We start from the raw sequence: 18,039 nt of genomic DNA, 5'->3' as shown, positions 1-18,039 counted from the left end.
GCCCCCCACAATCGCAGAGGGGTTCATGGCCTATTGGCATGAATTAAGCAAAAAAATCGGGGAAGGACAGGCCACGCACCCCTTTGTGGGACCGGGCGCAGCTCGGGAAGGCAACACCACCGTCCAGCAGAGAGAACGCGTCGCCTGTTTCCCGAGCTTCGCCTGGTCCCACAAAAAAGCACCCCTGGGACTGGGGAAATGCCGCTCGCCTGAAAACCTGACTTTAAAGTCAGAAAATTGTTGACCGCCCAGCCAGACTTGCGAGATTCTGGGCCGACAACAACAAAATGTGTCAGTGAGGCCATACCGTGATCCAGTTTCTACTCAACCGGGAATTGCGCAGTGAACATGCGCTGGACCCCAACCTGACCGTGCTGGAGTACCTGCGCACGCACCTGAAAAAGCCCGGCACCAAGGAAGGCTGTGCCAGCGGCGACTGCGGCGCCTGCACCGTGGTGGTGGCGGAGCTGGAGGGTGATGGCCTGCGCTACCGCAGCCTCAACTCCTGCCTGACGTTCGTCGCCTCACTGCACGGCAAGCAGCTGATCAGCGTCGAAGACCTCAAGTACAAGGGCCAACTGCACAGCGTGCAGCAAGCCATGGTCGATTGCCACGGCTCCCAATGCGGGTTCTGCACCCCAGGCTTCGTGATGTCGCTGTTTGCCCTGCAGAAGAACATCGACCAACCCGACCCCCACAAGGCCCATGAAGCCCTGGCTGGCAACCTGTGCCGCTGCACTGGCTACCGGCCCATCCTCGCCGCCGCCGACCAGGCCTGCGGCCAGCAGGGCCCCGACCAGTTCGACCAGGCCCGGGCCGAGACCATCGCCCAACTGAAAGCCATCGCCCCGCGCGAAACCGGTGAACTCAACAGCGGCGACAAACGCTGCATGGTGCCGCTGACCGTGGCGGACCTGGCCGACCTCTATGGCTCGCACCCCGAAGCCCGGCTGCTGGCCGGCGGCACCGACCTGGCCCTGGAAGTCACCCAGTTCCACCGCACGCTGCCGGTGATGATCTACGTGGGCAACGTGGCGGAGATGAAACGCATCGAGCACTTCGACGACCGCCTGGAGATCGGTGCCGCCACCCCGCTCACCGATTGCTACGAAGCCTTGAAGGCCGAGTACCCCGACTTCGGTGACCTGCTGCAGCGCTTCGCGTCGTTGCAGATCCGTAACCAGGGCACCCTGGGCGGCAATATCGGCAACGCCTCGCCCATCGGCGACAGCCCGCCCCTGCTGATCGCCCTGGGCGCGCAGGTCGTGCTGCGCAAGGGCGACACCACTCGCACCCTGGCGCTGGAAGACTATTTCATCGACTACCGCATCACCGCGCGGCAGGACAGCGAGTTCATCGAGAAGATCATCGTGCCACGCGCCCAGGCCAGCCACCGCTTCCGCGCCTACAAGGTGTCCAAGCGCCTGGACGACGATATTTCGGCGGTGTGCGCGGCGTTCAGCCTGCGCATCGAAGACCAGGTGATCACCGAGGTGCGCACCGGTTTCGGCGGCATGGCCGCCATTCCCAAACGCGCCCACGCCTGCGAAGCGGCGTTGCTGGGCAAGGTGTTCAACAACGCGACCCTGGAAGCCGCCTGCGCGGCCCTGGCCGAAGACTTCACGCCGCTGTCGGACTTTCGTGCCAGCAAGGAATACCGCCTGCTGGCCGCCCAGAACCTGCTGCGCAAGTATTTCATCGAGCAGCAATCGCCCCACACCGAGACCCGGGTGACCGCCTATGTCTAACCACCACGCAGAACCCCTGACCCAGGCGCAGCTGGCCGAGCGCTTCGCCGCCGGCCTGACCACTGGCGTGGGCCGCAGCGTCAAGCATGACAGCGCCGACAAGCATGTCTCGGGCGAGGCACAGTACATCGATGACCGCCTGGAATTTCCCAACCAGTTGCATGTGTATGCACGGCTGTCCGACCGCGCCCACGCGCGCATCCTCAAGGTCGACACCGCGCCCTGCTACGCCTTCGCGGGCGTGCGCATCGCCATCACCCACGAAGACATCCCGGGGTTGAAGGACATCGGCCCGCTACTGCCTGGCGACCCGTTGCTGGCCATCGACCGGGTGGAATTCGTTGGCCAGCCGGTGGTGGCCGTGGCCGCGCGCGACCTGGAAACTGCGCGCAAGGCCGCGATGGCGGCGATCATCGAATACGAGGACCTGGAACCGGTGCTCGACGTGGTCGAAGCCTTCCGCAAGCAGCACTATGTGCTCGACAGCCACACCCACAAGCGCGGCGATTCGGACACCGCCCTGGCCAGCGCCCCGCACCGCCTGCAAGGCAGCCTGCACATCGGCGGCCAGGAGCACTTCTACCTGGAAACCCAGATCTCCTCGGTGATGCCCACCGAGGACGGCGGCATGATCGTCTACTGCTCCACCCAGAACCCCACCGAAGTGCAGAAACTGGTGGCCGAGGTGCTGGACGTGTCGATGAACAAGGTGGTGGTGGACATGCGCCGCATGGGCGGCGGCTTCGGCGGCAAGGAAACCCAGGCGGCCAGCCCTGCCTGCCTGTGCGCGGTGGTCGCCCACCTCACCGGCCAGCCCACCAAGATGCGCCTGCCGCGGGTGGAAGACATGTCCATGACCGGCAAGCGCCACCCCTTCTACGTGGAATACGACGTGGGCTTCGACGACAGTGGCCGCCTGCACGGCATCCACATGGACCTGGCGGGCAACTGCGGCTACTCGCCGGACCTGTCGGCCTCCATCGTCGACCGCGCCATGTTCCACGCCGACAACTCGTACTACCTGGGCGATGCCACCATCAACGGCCACCGCTGCAAGACCAACACCGCCTCCAACACCGCCTACCGCGGCTTCGGCGGGCCGCAAGGCATGGTCGCCATCGAGGAAGTGATGGACCGCATCGCCCGCCACCTGGCCCTGGACCCGCTGGCCGTGCGCAAGGCCAATTACTACGGCAAGACCGACCGCAACGTCACCCACTACTACCAGACGGTGGAACACAACCTGCTGGACGAAATGACCGCGGAACTGGAAGCCAGCAGCGAATACCACGAGCGCCGCGAGTCCATCCGCCGCTTCAACGCCCACAGCCCGGTGCTGAAGAAAGGCCTGGCGCTGACACCGGTCAAATTCGGCATCTCGTTCACCGCCAGCTTCCTCAACCAGGCCGGTGCCCTGATCCACATCTACACCGACGGCAGCATCCACTTGAACCACGGCGGCACCGAGATGGGCCAGGGCCTGAACACCAAGGTCGCCCAGGTGGTGGCCGAAGTGTTCCAGGTGGGCATAGACCGCATCCAGATCACCGCCACCAACACCGACAAGGTGCCCAACACCTCGCCCACGGCGGCCTCCAGCGGCGCCGACCTGAACGGCAAGGCCGCGCAGAACGCTGCCGAAACCATCAAGCAGCGGCTGGTGGAGTTCGCTGCGCGCAAATACGGCGTCAGCGATGAAGACGTGGAATTTCGCAACGGCCACGTGCGCGTGCGCGAGCTGATCATGCCCTTTGCTGACCTGATCGTGCAGGCGTGGATGGGCCAGGTGTCGCTGTCCAGCACCGGCTACTACAAAACCCCGAAGATCTTCTACGACCGCAGCCAGGCGCGCGGCCGGCCGTTCTACTACTTTGCCTTCGGCGCGGCCTGCGCTGAAGTGGTGGTCGATACCCTGACCGGCGAGTACAAGATGCTGCGCACCGACATCCTGCATGACGTGGGTGCGTCGCTGAACCCGGCCATCGACATCGGCCAAGTGGAAGGTGGCTATATTCAGGGCATGGGCTGGCTGACCACCGAGGAACTGGTGTGGAACGCCAAGGGCAAGCTGATGACCAACGGCCCGGCCAGCTACAAGATCCCGGCGGTGGCCGACATGCCCGCCGACCTGCGGGTGAAGCTGGTGGAGAACCGCAAGAACCCGGAAGACACGGTGTTCCATTCCAAGGCCGTGGGCGAGCCGCCGTTCATGCTGGGGATTGCCGCCTGGTGCGCGATCAAGGACGCGGTGGCGAGCCTGGCTGACTACAAGGTGCAGCCGCTGATCGATGCGCCCGCGACACCCGAGCGGGTGTTGTGGGGGTGTGAGCAGATGCGCAAGGCGGTGGCCACACCGTCCCCTTCCCGGGCAACGCCCGCACCCACGGAAATTTGAGGTGCATGCGATCATGAACAACTGGATCAGCGCCCTGGCCGAACTGCAGCAGCAAGGCGAACCCTGCGTACTGGTGACCATCATCGAGGAACAGGGCTCCACGCCGCGCAATGCTGGCTCCAAGATGGTGGTCAGCGCCACCCGGCTGTACGACACCATCGGTGGCGGCCACCTGGAATACAAGGCCATGCACATCGCCCGCGAGATGCTCGCCACCGGCCAGCACGGCACGCGCCTGGAGCGCTTCAGCCTCGGGGCCAGCCTGGGCCAGTGCTGCGGCGGCGTCACGGTGTTGTTGTTCGAACCCATGGGCCAGGTGCAGGCCCACATCGCCGTGTTTGGCGCCGGCCACGTCGGCCGCGCCCTGGTGCCCTTGCTGGCCAGCCTGCCCTGCCGGGTACGCTGGATCGACTCGCGGCCTCAGGAATTCCCTGCGCTCATCCCCGAAGGCGTGCGCACCATCGTCAATGAAGAGCCGGTGGATGAAGTGGCTGACCTGCCCAAGGGCTGCTATTGCATCGTCATGACCCACAACCACGCCCTGGACCTGGAACTGACCGCCGCCATCCTCAAGCGCAACGATTTCGCCTGGTTCGGCTTGATCGGCTCGAAAACCAAACGCGTCAAGTTCGAGCATCGCCTGCGCGACCGCGGCTTCGACCCGCAGGTGGTGCAACGCATGAAGTGCCCCATGGGCCTGGCGGACGTCAAAGGCAAATTGCCGATGGAGATCGCCGTGTCGGTCGCCGCTGAAATCATTGCCACCTACAACGTAAACTTCGGCCAGGCCACTGCCAGCGCCGAACCCATTGCCCAACTGCTGCCGCACTCGCGACGCAGCCAAGCCTGAAACAAGGAACCCCATGAGCCTGACCCGCAAAGCCTATCGCGCCGCCATTTTGCACAGCATTGGCGACCCTGCCGACGTGGGCATCGACGCCTCGTACGAATACTTCGCCGACGGCCTGCTGGTGGTCGAGGACGGCAAGATCAGTGCCGTCGGCCATGCCGAAGCGTTGCTGCCGACGCTGCCTGGCGACCTCATCATCGAGCAGTACACCGATGCCCTGATTACCCCAGGGTTCATCGACACGCACATCCACCTGCCGCAAACCGGCATGATCGGCTCCTACGGCGAGCAACTGCTGGACTGGCTGAACACCTACACCTTCCCGTTTGAAAGCCAGTTCGCCGACAAGGCCCACGCCGACGAAGTGGCCGACATCTTCATCAAGGAACTGCTGCGCAACGGCACCACCACCGCCCTGGTGTTCGGCAGCGTGCACCCCGAGTCGGTGAATGCCTTCTTCGAAGCGGCCGAGAAGCTCGACCTGCGCATGATCGCCGGCAAGGTGATGATGGACCGCAACGCCCCCGACTACCTGGTGGACACGGCCCAAAGCAGCTACACCGACAGCAAGGCGCTGATCGAGCGCTGGCACGGCAAGGGCCGCCTGCACTACGCGGTCACCCCGCGTTTCGCCCCCACCAGCACCCCAGAACAGCTGACCGTGGCCGGGCAGTTGCTGGCCGAATACCCTGATGTGTACATGCAGACCCACATCAGCGAAAACCTCAAGGAAATCGAATGGGTCAAGGCGCTGTTCCCCGAGCGCAAGGGCTACCTGGACGTCTACGACCATTACCAGCTGCTGGGTGAGCGCTCGGTGTTCGCCCACGGCGTGCACCTGTGCGACGCCGAATGCGCGCGCCTGGCCGAAACCGGCTCGGCGGTGTCCTTCTGCCCGACGTCGAACTTCTTCCTGGGCAGCGGCCTGTTCAACCTGCCCATGGCCGAGAAACACAAGCTCAACGTAGGCCTGGGCACGGACGTGGGGGGTGGTACCAGCTTCTCGCTGCTGCAGACCCTGAACGAGGCCTACAAGGTGATGCAGCTGCAGGGTGCGCGGTTGAGCCCCTTCAAGTCGCTGTACCTGGCGACCCTGGGCGGCGCGCGGGCGTTGCGCCTGGAAGACAAGGTGGGCAGCCTGCAGGCGGGCAGCGATGCCGACTTCCTGGTACTGGACTACAACGCAACGCCGTTGCTGTCGTACCGCATCAAGCAGTCCAAAAGCATCGAAGAGACCCTGTTCGTATTGACCACCCTGGGTGACGACCGCACGGTGCAGGCCACCTACGCCGCTGGCGCCAAGGTACACCAGCGTTAACCCGCGCCGGCCGGGTCCTTGCGAGCCGCGTAGCAGCGGACCTGGCCGCGTCGGCGGTGCATGCGGTGTGCCTGATGCCGCGCGGCGCCTGTGACGCGGCCGGGTCCGCTGCTACGCTTTGGTGGTTTTCTTGCCTTGCAGCAGGTGTGAGAACACTGCGTGCAGGTCATCCGATGCACTGTCGTCGTCCAGGTTGAGCTTGCTGTCGATGTGGTCCATGTGGTGCATCATCAGGTCCACCGCTTTGACCACGTCCCGTGCTTCGATGGCGTCGATCAGCTGGGTGTGCTCGTCGTAGGAGCAGTGCGAGCGGTTGCCGCTTTCGTACTGGGCGATGATCAGCGAAGTCTGCGATACCAGGCTGCGCTGGAAGCTGATCAGTGGCGCGTTCTTCGCCGCCTCGGCCAGTTTGAGGTGGAACTCACCCGACAGGCGAATGCCGGCGCCACGGTCGCCCCGGGAAAAGCTCTCGCGCTCATCCAGCACCATCTGCCGCAGCTCGGCCAACTGTTCGCCCGTAGCGTGCTCTACCGCAAGCTCCGTGATGGCGCGCTCGACCATGCGCCGGGCGAAGAACACCTGCCGGGCTTCCTCAACGCTGGGGCTGGCCACCACTGCGCCGCGATTGGGCCGCAACAACACTACCCCTTCGTGCGCCAGGCGCGACAAGGCACGGCGGATGATGGTGCGGCTGACGCCAAAGATCTCGCCCAGCGCTTCCTCGCTCAATTTGGTCCCGGGTGCCAGGCGCTGTTCGAGGATGGCCTCGAAAATGTGGGCGTAGACAATGTCGTCCTGGGTACCGAGGCGCCCGGCCTTGGCCGTGCGCGAAGGTTTCTTGAGGGGTTGCAGCTGTTCGTTCATGGGCACTCGAAGGCGTGGTTGCGGCGGCAGTATGGCCCATTGTACACAGGGCCACGGGCTTGTGTCAGGTCAAGCATAGCGGCACTTGGCAACTACCCCTGGCCCCCATATGCCAGCATCGGAAAATAACCTGAGTACAAATCAAAAAACATTATTGGATTTATTTGTATACAACCGCATAATCCGTCACAGCGACAAACCTGACTCAAAGGTCAAATAACAAACCGTCGCGCGCTCCGCCACTTTTACCTGCCTCACGGTGCCGCCGTCCTTCGCACGGCGGCACCGGACAACAACAAAAGCCTTGAGGAGTAACTTGCTGTGGAAAGCCACAAAACCGAAGCCGCACCCCTGGACCTCGCATCGCCGCCGCGCCGCGGCCTGCTGGAGCGCCTGTTCAAGCTCAGCCTGCACGGCACCACGGTGCGCACCGAACTGATCGCCGGGCTGACGACCTTCATCACCATGGCCTACATCATTTTCGTCAACCCCAACATCATGGCCGACGCCGGCATCGACCATGGCGCCGCCTTCGTCGCCACCTGCATCGCCGCCGCCCTGGGCTGCCTGTTGATGGGCCTGTACGCCAACTGGCCGGTAGGCCTGGCGCCCGGCATGGGCCTGAATGCCTTCTTCACCTACACGGTGGTAGGCACCATGGGCTATTCCTGGCAGACCGCCCTGGGTGCGGTGTTCATTTCCGGCGTGCTGTTCATGGTGCTGACCCTGTCGCGGGTGCGCGAATGGTTGCTCAACAGCATCCCGGTGAGCCTGCGCCATGCCATGGGTGCGGGCGTGGGGCTGTTCCTGGGGGTGATCGGCCTGAAGACCTCGGGCATCATCGTCGCCAGCTCCGCCACGCTGATCAAGCTGGGCTCGCTGCACCAGGCCGGGCCGCTGCTCAGTGCCCTGTGCTTTCTGATGATCGCCGTGCTCAGCTACCACCGGGTGTTCGGCGCCATTCTCATCAGCATCGTCACGGTCACCTTGATCGGCTGGGGCCTGGGCATCGTCCAGTACGGCGGGGTGTTCTCGCTGCCGCCCAGCCTGGCGCCTACCTGGATGGCCATGGACATCGCCGGGGTGTTCAACGTCAGCATGATCAGCGTGGTGCTCGCCTTTCTGTTCGTGCACATGTTCGACACCGCCGGCACCCTGATGGGCGTGGCCCAACGGGCCGGTCTGGTGCAGGCCGATGGGCGCATCGACAACCTGTCCCGGGCGTTGAAGGCTGACAGCGCGTCCAGTGTGTTCGGCGCCATGGTCGGCGTGCCGCCGGTGACCAGCTACGTGGAAAGCGCCGCCGGTGTGGCGGCGGGTGGCCGTACCGGGCTGACCGCCGTCACCGTGGGCTTGCTGTTCATCGCCGCGATGTTTTTCGCGCCGCTGGCTGGCATGATTCCGGCTTATGCTACGGCCGGCGCACTGATCTACGTGGCCATGCTGATGATGAGCGGCATGGCGCACATCAACTGGGATGACGCTACCGACAGCATTCCAGCCATCGTCACGGCCATCATGATGCCCCTGACCTTCTCGGTGGCGGACGGTATCGCCCTGGGGTTCATTACCTATGTGGCGCTGAAGGCGGGCACAGGCAAGTGGAAGGAGATTTCCCTGAGCCTGTGGGTGCTGTGCGTCATTTTCATCGCCAAGTTCGTGTTTCTGTAGAGGAGAGCACAATGAGTGTGGAAACCTGGCTGTTGTTCAGCGCCGCGGCCCTGGTGGTGATCGTGATTCCCGGGCCACTGTCGCTGCTGATGATCGGCAACAGCCTGAACTACGGCGTGCGCCGCTCCTACCCGGCGTTCCTGGGCGGGGTCAGCGCCTCCATCTGCCTGCTCAGCGCTTCGGCGCTGGGCTTGGGTGCGTTGCTGATGGCGTCGGAGCAGGTGTTCAGCGCCTTGAAACTGCTGGGGGCGCTGTACCTGTTCTACCTGGCCTGGCAAAGCTGGCAGCAGTCGCGCCAGGCGCCCAGCGCCGCCGAGGTGCCCGCTGCCCTGCCCGCCCCACGCTTTGGCCCGCTGTTCTGGCGCGCCTTTGCGCTGGGCGCCAGCAACCCCAAGGACATTCTGTTTTTCGCCGCGTTTTTGCCGCAGTTTCTCAACGCCGAGCATTCCCTGGCGGCGCAGCTGGGCATCATGATCGCCACCTGGGCGGTGCTCGACCTGCTGTGCAAACTGGGTTACGGCCTGGGCGCCCACGGCGCGGCGCGCTACCTGCGTACCGGGCGCGGGCAGAGCTGGTTCAACCGGGTGAGCGCCGCCCTGTTCGGCGGCGCGGGGGCGGCGGCGTTGCTCAGCCATTGAGCCGCTCCCCTTCCGGAGCGGCCCCACACGGAGCGATGCAACGCCGGTGATCAGCGTTGGGTTTGCTGCTGACCCAGCAGGTTGGCGATGAAGCCGGCGAATTGCTCGGGCGTCATCTTCTGGCCGTTGAAGTCGACCACGCCGTCGGCGTAATGCAGGCGGCTGGTGATGTTGTCGCCTTCCACCTTGCCCAACTGGGTCATCACCGCCATGCCACCGACCGAGTCACTGACGTTCTTGGCTTGCAGCGCCACGGCGTCCTTGTCGGTCTGGCCCTGCAGGTGCGCCTGTACGGTCGCCAGGTCCGCCAGCATGGGCTTGGACAAGGTCACCTTGGCGTCCACCAGGCCAATGGCTTTCTTGCCCAGGTCCTGGGTCTGGTCGTCCAGCGAGCCGGGGCTGGTCAAATCCACCGCCAGGCTGGCCTGGCTCTCACCATTGGCCGTTTTCAGCGACAGGCGTTGCAGTTCGATGTGCGGCTTGGCGGCCAGCAAGGTCAGCAGGTCGGCATTGAGCTGCTGTTGGTCGGTATCGCTCAGGTGTACTTGCAGAGGCACGCCTTGGGCCGCGGCCGCCTGCTGCTGCGGGGCGATCTTGCTCAGGTACAGGGCATACAGCGACTTGGTGGCCTGGATATCGAAGTTGTCGAGTTTCCACACCATCTGCGCGCTACCTACGTCCTGGTTGCCCAGGGTCAGGCCGCCGATCTGGTAGGTGGCTTCGGCAGACAGTTTCCCTTCCACTTCCTGCATCAGGCCAGCACCGGAAAAGTCCTTCACGGCCACCGCCGGCGCATTCGGCGCCTGCACGTTGGCGGTGGCCAGTTTCAATTCGGTGTGGCCCAGGTAGAAGCCGGACTGGCCCTTGGTGCCGCCGCTGTATAGCGTCAGGCCGCTGGCGTCGGCATGTACCGGGCCGTTCTCGCCCGCCACGTCCACGGACAGGCTGTCCATGCTGCCATTGAGCTCGTACTTCTGCGCGTCGGCGGTGCCGTTGACCTGCAGGGTAAGCCCGGAGAACTTCACGGTTTTGCCCGGTTCCTTGGCTTCCAGGGGCAGGAACTCGAAGGTGGTCTCGCTGCTGCGGTCGTAATGAATGACCGCGTGGCCGGTCACCGGAGTCTGGTCCTTGTTCAGGGCAAACCACTTCTCGGTGTCGGCGGTCTTTTCCAACTGCGTGTTGCTGGCGGCCATCACCGGTGTCAGGCGCAGGGATGTCACCCGCGACAAAGGAAAGGGGCCGTGTTCGATATGGTCGACCAACTGGAAGTGGGCCACCTGGGAATGCGGCATTTGCACGTTCAGGCGGTAGTGGGCGGTGCTGCTGAACAGGTGGCGGTCCAGGGAGACCAGCTCGGCGCTGAACTGCGGTTTGCCTTCGGCGGTGGTGCCGGACTGGGCGAATTGTTCGTTGGCCTGGCGAACCGCATCCTGCAGCACGCCTTCCAGGCGCGTGCCGGTGTACCAGGCGCCGGCGGTGGCGATGACGCCTACGGCAATGACGACGCCTGCTGCAATACCTGCTGCTTTTTTCATAGATCGACTCGACGAGTTCCGTTCGGTAGGAGGAAGGGAATAGTAACGTGAACGGGCGGTTAGAGTGTTTCGTCGGGAAAAGGTTTAGGTCAAGGCTGGGCAAGTGGGTGGCACCACCACAGATCTTTGTAGGGACAACCAACTTTCCCGGCAATCCGTGAAAAACATAAAAAAGCCCGCAGTGTGGGCGGGCAAGAGGTACCAACGAAGCAACGCGACAGGTCAACTGCCGCGGTAGGTGGAATAGCTGTAAGGCGAGAGCAGCAACGGCACGTGGTAATGGTCCTGTTCGGCGCTGATGCCGAAGCGCAGCACGACTACATCCAGGAAAGGCTGGTCCGGCATTTGCACCGATTTGGCGCGGTAGTAGTCGCCAGCCGCAAATTGCAGTTGGTAGACGCCGGTGCGGTAGTCATCACCCTGCAACAACGGTGCGTCACAACGACCGTCACTGTTGGTCAACGCCGTGGCCACCAGGGTCAATTGCTGGCCTTCGACGCGGTATAGCTGCACCGCGATGGAGCTGCCGGGGCAGCCGTGGGCGGCATCCAGCACATGCGTAGTCAAACGTCCCATTGGGTCTCGCGCCTCATTTTCGTTCATTTACCCGGTTGTTGACGCCCCACTATGGGGCGTAACGGAAGTCGAAGATGAGGTTATTAAGACACTTTTAATGGATATTGTACACAATAAACAGCGCTTTTTTTCACTGTCAGCCCGGCCTGCCGATAACGGGGACTATGCTGCCAAACACAAGCCGTGCAGCGCTCTCGCTGAAGATACCTGACCAAATGGGCAAGTATTTTGCAGGAGAAGAATCCACCACTGAATGCGATGATTGGCAAAAAACAGGCTTACAAGTCGTCGATAAAGTTGTATACAATCAAGCCATCGTCGGGCGGCCAACCTCATCAGGGCCTCCCGCCAACCCACGACGCGAAGAAGGAAGAATGCAGTGAGCGCTGACTACCCACGCGACCTGATCGGTTACGGCCCCAACCCGCCCCACCCCCATTGGCCGGGCAACGCGCGCATCGCCCTGTCGTTCGTGCTCAATTACGAGGAAGGCGGCGAGCGCACTATCCTGCACGGTGACAAGGAGTCCGAAGCGTTCCTGTCCGAAATGGTCGCCGCCCAGCCGTTGCAGGGCGAACGCAACATGAGCATGGAGTCGCTGTACGAATACGGCAGCCGTGCCGGCGTGTGGCGGGTGCTCAAGGTGTTCAAGGACGCCGGCATTCCGCTGACCATCTTCGCCGTGGCCATGGCCGCCCAGCGCCACCCGGACGTGATCCGTGCCATGGTCGCCGCCGGCCATGAGATCTGCAGCCACGGCTACCGCTGGATCGACTACCAGTACATGGACGAGGCCCAAGAGCGCGAGCACATGCTCGAAGCCATCCGCATCCTCACCGAGATCAGCGGCGAGCGCCCGCTGGGCTGGTACACCGGCCGCACCGGCCCCAACACCCGCCGGCTGGTGATGGAGGAAGGCGGCTTCCTCTACGACTCCGACACCTATGACGATGACCTGCCCTACTGGGAAGGCAACAACCCCACCGGCAAGCCGCACCTGGTGATCCCCTACACCCTGGACACCAACGACATGCGCTTCACCCAGGTGCAGGGTTTCAACAAGGGCGATGACTTCTTCGAATACCTGAAGGACGCCTTCGACGTGCTGTACGCCGAGGGTGCCGAAGCACCGAAGATGCTCTCCATCGGCCTGCACTGCCGGCTGATCGGCCGCCCAGCGCGGCTGGCCTCGCTCAAGCGTTTCATCGACTACGTGCAGGGCCACGACCGGGTGTGGTTCGCCCGCCGCGTCGACATCGCCCGGCACTGGCACGAGACCCACCCGTACCAGGCAGAGGCCGCGCAATGACCGCTTTCCAGACCCTCAAGCCGTCCGAACTGGACCGTGACGCCTTTGTCGCCGCCTTCGCCGACATCTACGAGCACTCGCCATGGGTGGCCCGCAAAGCCTTCGACCTGGGCCAGGGCCCCGAACTGGACCAGATCGAAACCCTGCACCAGCGCATGAGCGACATCCTGTTGAGCGCCGACCACGCCAGCCAGCTGGCGTTGATCAACGCGCACCCCGACCTGGCCGGCAAAGCCGCCGTCCAGGGCGAACTGACCGAAGCCAGCACCCACGAACAGGCCGGCGCCGGTATTCACCAATGCACCACCGAAGAGTTCCAGCGCTTCACGGAGCTGAACGACGCCTACAAGGCCAAGTTCAGGTTCCCCTTCATCATGGCAGTCAAAGGCAGCAACCGGCATCAGATTCTCGCCGCGTTCGAAGTGCGCATCCACAACTCGGTCGAGGCCGAGTTCAAGGAAGCCCTGGCGCAGATCAACAAGATTGCCCTGTTCCGATTACTGACCCTGTAACCGCCCTCCCCAGCCCCTCATTCAAGGCAGACAAGAAAAAATGAAAGCATACGCCGTACCCTTCGAGAAGTTCGTCAACCTGGCCGACGCGCGCCTGGGCACCCAGGCCATCTCGGTCACCGACGACTGGTTCGCCGACGTCAACCGCCTGTTCCAGCCCACCCCCGCGGTGTGGAAAGAAGGCGTGTTCGACGACAACGGCAAGTGGATGGACGGCTGGGAATCGCGCCGCAAGCGCTTCGAAGGCTACGACAGCGCGGTGATCCGCCTGGGCGTGCCGGGCTCGATCAAGGGCGTGGACATCGACACCTCGTTCTTCACCGGCAATTTCCCCCCTTCAGCTTCGCTGGAAGGCTGTTTCGTGGCCGAGGGTGACCCGACCGACGCCACCCAGTGGGCTGAAGTGCTGGCGGCGGTCGAGCTGCAGGGCAACAGCCACCATTACCACGAAATCAAGGATGCCCAGGCGTACACCCACCTGCGCTTCAACATCTACCCGGACGGCGGCGTGGCCCGCCTGCGGGTGTACGGCGTGCCGTTCCGCGACTGGTCGGCCATTGGCGACAACGAACAGGTGGACCTGGCCAGCGCCCTCAACGGCGGCCGTGCCCTGGCCTGCTCCGACGAGCACTTTGGGCGCATGAGCAACATCCTCAACCCGGGCCGCGGGATCAACATGGGCGACGGCTGGGAAACCGCACGCCGCCGCACGCCCGGCAATGACTGGGTGATCGTCGCCCTGGGCCACGCCGGCACCGTGGAGCAAGTGATCGTCGACACCCTGCACTTCAAGGGCAACTACCCGGACAGCTGCTCCATCCAGGGTGCGTTCGTCAAAGGCGGCACCGACAGCCAGATCGAGACCCAGAGCCTGTTCTGGCGCGAGCTGCTGCCCAGCCAGAAACTGCAGATGCACCAGGAGCACAGCTTCCAGGAGCAGATCAAGGACCTGGGGCCCATCACCCACATCCGCCTGAACGTGTTCCCGGACGGCGGCGTGAGCCGCTTGCGCGTGCTCGGCAAGGTCGCCAAATAACGAGCAGGTCGCAAAACCCTGTGGGACCGGGCGAAGCTCGGGAAAAGGACACCGCGGCGCTTCAGCGCTACCGCGCCGGCCGCTTCCCGAACCACCCCCGGCCCCGCAGTGATCAAGCACATCGAACAGAGATAGAACAATGCGCACACTAGTGATCGAGCCCCTGACCAAAGAAGCCTTCGCCCCCTTCGGTGACGTGATCGAAACCGACGGCAGCGACCACTTCATGATCAACAATGGCTCGACCATGCGTTTTCACCGTCTGGCCACGGTCGAGACCGCCACGCCCGACGACAAGGCGATCATCAGCATCTTCCGCGCCGACGTGCTGGACATGCCGTTGACCGTGCGCATGCTGGAGCGCCACCCGCTTGGCAGCCAGGCCTTCGTGCCGCTGCTGGGCAACCCCTTTCTGATCGTGGTCGCGCCACGTGGCGATGCACCTGTATCAGGCTTGGTCCGCGCCTTCATCACCAATGGCAGGCAGGGCATCAATTACCATCGCGGCGTATGGCACCACCCGGTGCTGACGATCGAAAAGCGGGATGACTTCCTGGTGGTTGATCGCAGTGGTTCCGGTAACAACTGCGACGAGCATTTCTTCAATGAGGACGAATTACTGATCCTCGCCCCCCACCAATAAGAGAAGGCTGGCCATTGCACCGCAGTGGCACGGCAAGAGGTTACGACTGTGCAAGCACATCTGATGGAATGGCTGAATCTGGGCGTGCGCTGGATTCACATGATCGTCGGGATCGCCTGGATCGGCGCGTCCTTCTATTTCGTCTGGCTGGAGAACAACCTCAACCGCAGCAACCCTCGCGAAGGCTTGAGCGGCGACCTGTGGGCCATTCACGGTGGCGGCATCTACCACCTGGAAAAATACAAGCTGGCCCCACCGACCATGCCGGACAACCTGCACTGGTTCAAATGGGAAGCCTACTGGACCTGGATGTCGGGCATCGTGCTGCTGTGCGTGGTGTTCTACTCCAACCCCACCCTTTACCTGCTGGCCCCCGGCAGTACCCTCAGCGGGCCGGAAGGCATCGCCATCGGCGTGGGCGCGCTGATCGCCAGCTGGTTCATCTATGACCTGCTGTGCGACTCGCCCCTGGGCAAGCGCCCCGGCCTGCTGGGCCTGGTGCTGTTCGTGCTGATCATCGCCGCCTGCTATGGCTTCAGCCAGGTGTTCAGCGGCCGCGGCGCGTACCTGCACACCGGCGCCATCATCGGCACCATCATGGTGGGTAACGTGTTCCGCATCATCATGCCCGCCCAGCGCGCGCTGGTGGCGGCCATCGCCGAGAACCGCACGCCGGACCCGACCCTGCCGGCCAAGGGCCTGCTGCGTTCGCGCCACAACAACTATTTCACCCTGCCGGTGCTGTTCATCATGATCAGCAACCACTTCCCCAGCACCTACGGCAGCCACTACAACTGGCTGATCCTGGCGGGCATCGCGGTGGTCGCGGTGGTGGTGCGCCACTACTTCAACACCCGCCACAACAGCCACAAGTTCGCCTGGGCCCTGCCCGCCGGCGCCCTGGGCATGATCTGCCTGGCTTTCGTCACCGGCCCCCTGCAAATGGCCAACACCAGCGATGTGGCCCAGGCACCGAAGATCGAGTACCAGCCGCTGCCCGGCACCGCCATTGGCGGCAAGCGCGCCGATGAAATGCCCGCCGCCCCGGCCCAGGCGGCCCCGGCCGAGCAACCGGCGCAGGCCAGCAGCGTGAACTTCGACCAGGTGCATGGGGTGATCCAGGAGCGCTGTGCGGTGTGCCATTCGGCCAAGCCGACCAGCCCGCTGTTCTCCAGCGCCCCGGCCGGGATCATGTTCGACACCCCGCAGCAGATCCAGCAACTGGCCCCGCGCATCCAGGCACAGGCCGTGGCCAGCCAGATCATGCCGTTGGGCAATATCACGCAAATGACCCAGGAAGAGCGCAACCTGGTGGGGCAGTGGATCGCCAAGGGTGCGCAGGTGAACTGAAGCAAACCGTTGCAAGCGTTGAGCGGCAAGCTGCACGCTTGAAGCGATGGCACCGGCGAACGCCGGCCTGAGCTTCTCGCTTGCCGCTTGCAGCTGCTCCTCCTCAATAACAACAAAATCCGAGGTGTTGCATGTCCGAGTCAAGCCACGCGCGCATCCCCCCTGCGCCACCCAGACAGCCCCTGCCGTTGATGCAACTGATTCTGGTGGGTTTGCAGCATGTGTTGCTGATGTACGGGGGCGCCATCGCGGTGCCGCTGATCGTTGGGCAGGCAGCGGGCCTCTCCCGTGAAGAAATCGCCTTCCTCATCAACGCCGACCTGCTGGTGGCCGGTGTGGCCACCGTGGTGCAGTCCATGGGCATTGGCGCGCTGGGCATTCGCATGCCGGTGATGATGGGTGCCAGTTTTGCCGCGGTCGCCAGCATGGTGGCCATGGCCGGCATGCAGGGCGTGGGGCTGCCGGGCATCTTCGGCGCCACCATCGCCGCGGGGTTCTTCGGCATGGTCATCGCGCCGTTCATGTCCAAGATCGTGCGGTTCTTCCCGCCACTGGTGACGGGCACCGTGATCACCTCCATCGGCCTGTCGCTCTTCCCGGTGGCAGTCAACTGGGCCGGCGGTGGCGCCAAGGCGCTGCCTTTCGGCTCGCCCATCTACCTCACCGTGGCCGGCCTGGTGCTGGCGACGATTCTGCTCATCCACCGGTTCATGAGCGGTTTCTGGGTCAATATTTCGGTGCTCATCGGCATGGTGCTCGGCTATGTGCTGTCGGGCCTGATCGGCATGGTCGACCTTTCTGGGCTGGCCGCCGCGCCGTGGTTGCAAGTGGTCACGCCGCTGCACTTCGGCCTGCCCACCTTCAGCCTGGCCCCGGTGCTGTCCATGTGCCTGGTGGTGGTGATCATCTTCGTCGAGTCCACGGGCATGTTCCTGGCCCTGGGCAAGATCACCGACCGCGAAGTCACCCCTGGCATGCTGCGCCGCGGTCTGCTGTGCGACGCCGCCGCCTCGTTCGTGGCCGGTTTCTTCAACACCTTTACCCACTCCTCCTTCGCCCAGAACATCGGCCTGGTGCAGATGACCGGGGTACGGTGCCGGTCGGTGACCATCGTCGCCGGCAGTTTCCTGATCGCCTTGAGCCTGGTGCCCAAGGCCGCCTACCTGGTGGCGTCGATTCCGCCCGCGGTGCTGGGCGGCGCGGCCATCGCCATGTTCGGCATGGTCGCCGCCACGGGTATCAAGATCCTTCAGGAAGCCGACATCGGTGACCGCCGCAACCAGTTGCTGGTGGCGGTGAGCATCGGCATGGGCCTGATCCCGGTGGTGCGTCCGGAGTTCTTTTCCCAGTTGCCCCTGTGGATGGGGCCTATCACCCACAGCGGCATCGCCATGGCCACGTTGAGCGCGGTGTTGCTCAACCTGCTGTTCAACGTGCTCGGCGGTGCCGAGCGCGAGGCCCTGGCCAGAGCGGCGCATCAGCACTGAAGGCTGGGGCAACGGCCACAAAAGCTGACCGAATGCCCCACTTTTGCTGCGCTTGCTCTGTAACGGAGCACTTGAGCCGCGGCGCGCGAGTCAGTAATCTGCGCGCC

The 18,039-nt window shown here is 63.9% G+C and carries 15 protein-coding genes; 12 read left to right on the top strand and 3 right to left on the bottom strand.

Features of this window, described 5'->3' with window-relative positions; all coding sequences use genetic code 11:
• The first annotated feature begins 308 nt into the window (after positions 1–308).
• The 4 genes from xdhA to guaD are packed head-to-tail and all read left to right on the top strand — an operon-like array spanning position 309 to position 6,311.
• The gene (xdhA, locus tag HWQ56_RS07900) at positions 309–1,748 is read left to right on the top strand and encodes a xanthine dehydrogenase small subunit (protein ID WP_176570150.1); all 1,440 of its coding nucleotides are present in this window, start codon (positions 309–311) and stop codon (positions 1,746–1,748) included.
• Positions 1,741–4,143 carry a xanthine dehydrogenase molybdopterin binding subunit gene (xdhB, locus tag HWQ56_RS07895; RefSeq protein ID WP_158157609.1) on the top strand — a complete coding sequence of 801 codons (2,403 nt, stop codon included), beginning with the start codon at positions 1,741–1,743 and terminating at the stop codon, positions 4,141–4,143. The genes xdhA and xdhB overlap by 8 nt, the downstream gene beginning before the upstream one ends.
• Positions 4,144–4,156: 13 nt before the next feature.
• A complete protein-coding gene (gene xdhC, locus HWQ56_RS07890) occupies positions 4,157–4,993 on the top strand; it encodes a xanthine dehydrogenase accessory protein XdhC (protein ID WP_158157610.1) in 837 nt (278 codons plus the stop codon).
• Between the two features lie 13 nt (positions 4,994–5,006).
• On the top strand, positions 5,007–6,311 hold the full coding sequence (guaD, locus tag HWQ56_RS07885) for a guanine deaminase (RefSeq protein WP_158157611.1): 1,305 nt from the start codon (positions 5,007–5,009) through the stop codon (positions 6,309–6,311).
• Positions 6,312–6,422: 111 nt separating this feature from the next.
• Here the strand turns inward: guaD and HWQ56_RS07880 are convergent, their stop codons facing one another.
• Positions 6,423–7,175, bottom strand: a complete 753-nt coding sequence (locus HWQ56_RS07880; RefSeq protein WP_176570149.1) for a GntR family transcriptional regulator — start codon at positions 7,173–7,175, stop codon at positions 6,423–6,425.
• 321 nt (positions 7,176–7,496) lie between these two features.
• Here HWQ56_RS07880 and HWQ56_RS07875 point away from each other — a divergent pair, with 321 nt between their 5' ends.
• Together HWQ56_RS07875 and HWQ56_RS07870 are read left to right on the top strand one after the other, a co-directional pair.
• Entirely contained in the window at positions 7,497–8,846 is a 1,350-nt protein-coding gene (locus HWQ56_RS07875; protein WP_158157613.1) for an NCS2 family permease, read from the top strand.
• Between the two features lie 11 nt (positions 8,847–8,857).
• Positions 8,858–9,484: a LysE family translocator gene (locus HWQ56_RS07870; RefSeq protein ID WP_158157614.1), complete on the top strand. Its 627-nt coding sequence runs from the start codon at positions 8,858–8,860 to the stop codon at positions 9,482–9,484.
• Positions 9,485–9,534: 50 nt separating this feature from the next.
• Here the strand turns inward: HWQ56_RS07870 and HWQ56_RS07865 are convergent, their stop codons facing one another.
• Positions 9,535–11,019, bottom strand: coding sequence for a YdgA family protein (locus HWQ56_RS07865; protein ID WP_158157615.1), 1,485 nt, complete (start codon positions 11,017–11,019; stop codon positions 9,535–9,537).
• Positions 11,020–11,241: 222 nt separating this feature from the next.
• Positions 11,242–11,595, bottom strand: a complete 354-nt coding sequence (uraH, locus tag HWQ56_RS07860; protein ID WP_176570148.1) for a hydroxyisourate hydrolase — start codon at positions 11,593–11,595, stop codon at positions 11,242–11,244.
• A 379-nt stretch (positions 11,596–11,974) separates the two neighbouring features.
• On the opposite strand from uraH, the gene puuE reads away from it, so the two are divergent.
• The 6 genes from puuE to HWQ56_RS07830 all read left to right on the top strand — a co-directional run bounded on the left by puuE (position 11,975) and on the right by HWQ56_RS07830 (position 17,932).
• Complete coding sequence (puuE, locus tag HWQ56_RS07855; RefSeq protein WP_176570147.1) at positions 11,975–12,904, top strand: allantoinase PuuE; 930 nt, start codon at positions 11,975–11,977, stop codon at positions 12,902–12,904.
• The gene (gene uraD, locus HWQ56_RS07850) at positions 12,901–13,416 is read left to right on the top strand and encodes a 2-oxo-4-hydroxy-4-carboxy-5-ureidoimidazoline decarboxylase (RefSeq protein ID WP_158157618.1); all 516 of its coding nucleotides are present in this window, start codon (positions 12,901–12,903) and stop codon (positions 13,414–13,416) included. The genes puuE and uraD overlap by 4 nt, the downstream gene beginning before the upstream one ends.
• A gap of 40 nt (positions 13,417–13,456) precedes the next feature.
• Entirely contained in the window at positions 13,457–14,452 is a 996-nt protein-coding gene (alc, locus tag HWQ56_RS07845; protein WP_176570146.1) for an allantoicase, read from the top strand.
• Positions 14,453–14,591: 139 nt separating this feature from the next.
• On the top strand, positions 14,592–15,095 hold the full coding sequence (locus HWQ56_RS07840; protein WP_158157620.1) for an ureidoglycolate lyase: 504 nt from the start codon (positions 14,592–14,594) through the stop codon (positions 15,093–15,095).
• Positions 15,096–15,143: 48 nt separating this feature from the next.
• Positions 15,144–16,445: a urate hydroxylase PuuD gene (locus HWQ56_RS07835; RefSeq protein WP_158157621.1), complete on the top strand. Its 1,302-nt coding sequence runs from the start codon at positions 15,144–15,146 to the stop codon at positions 16,443–16,445.
• Between the two features lie 131 nt (positions 16,446–16,576).
• A complete protein-coding gene (locus HWQ56_RS07830; RefSeq protein WP_176570145.1) occupies positions 16,577–17,932 on the top strand; it encodes a nucleobase:cation symporter-2 family protein in 1,356 nt (451 codons plus the stop codon).
• Positions 17,933–18,039: the final 107 nt, after the last annotated feature.

Origin of the sequence: Pseudomonas eucalypticola, from assembly GCF_013374995.1 — a bacterium.
GTDB classification, from domain to species: domain Bacteria; phylum Pseudomonadota; class Gammaproteobacteria; order Pseudomonadales; family Pseudomonadaceae; genus Aquipseudomonas; species Aquipseudomonas eucalypticola.
The sequence above is the reverse complement of the archived record's forward strand: the minus strand, read 5'-3'. Positions and strand labels throughout refer to the sequence as shown.

Bases quoted from the DNA above. Each gene is read 5' to 3' on its own strand.
- xdhB (WP_158157609.1), top strand. From the start codon at position 1,741: ATGTCTAACCACCACGCAGAACCCCTGACCCAGGCGCAGCTGGCCGAG.
- HWQ56_RS07840 (WP_158157620.1), top strand. From the start codon at position 14,592: ATGCGCACACTAGTGATCGAGCCCCTGACCAAAGAAGCCTTCGCCCCC.
- HWQ56_RS07830 (WP_176570145.1), top strand. From the start codon at position 16,577: ATGTCCGAGTCAAGCCACGCGCGCATCCCCCCTGCGCCACCCAGACAG.
- xdhC (WP_158157610.1), top strand. From the start codon at position 4,157: ATGAACAACTGGATCAGCGCCCTGGCCGAACTGCAGCAGCAAGGCGAA.
- HWQ56_RS07870 (WP_158157614.1), top strand. From the start codon at position 8,858: ATGAGTGTGGAAACCTGGCTGTTGTTCAGCGCCGCGGCCCTGGTGGTG.
- HWQ56_RS07865 (WP_158157615.1), bottom strand. From the start codon at position 11,019: ATGAAAAAAGCAGCAGGTATTGCAGCAGGCGTCGTCATTGCCGTAGGC.
- uraD (WP_158157618.1), top strand. From the start codon at position 12,901: ATGACCGCTTTCCAGACCCTCAAGCCGTCCGAACTGGACCGTGACGCC.
- uraH (WP_176570148.1), bottom strand. From the start codon at position 11,595: ATGGGACGTTTGACTACGCATGTGCTGGATGCCGCCCACGGCTGCCCC.
- HWQ56_RS07880 (WP_176570149.1), bottom strand. From the start codon at position 7,175: ATGAACGAACAGCTGCAACCCCTCAAGAAACCTTCGCGCACGGCCAAG.
- guaD (WP_158157611.1), top strand. From the start codon at position 5,007: ATGAGCCTGACCCGCAAAGCCTATCGCGCCGCCATTTTGCACAGCATT.
- alc (WP_176570146.1), top strand. From the start codon at position 13,457: ATGAAAGCATACGCCGTACCCTTCGAGAAGTTCGTCAACCTGGCCGAC.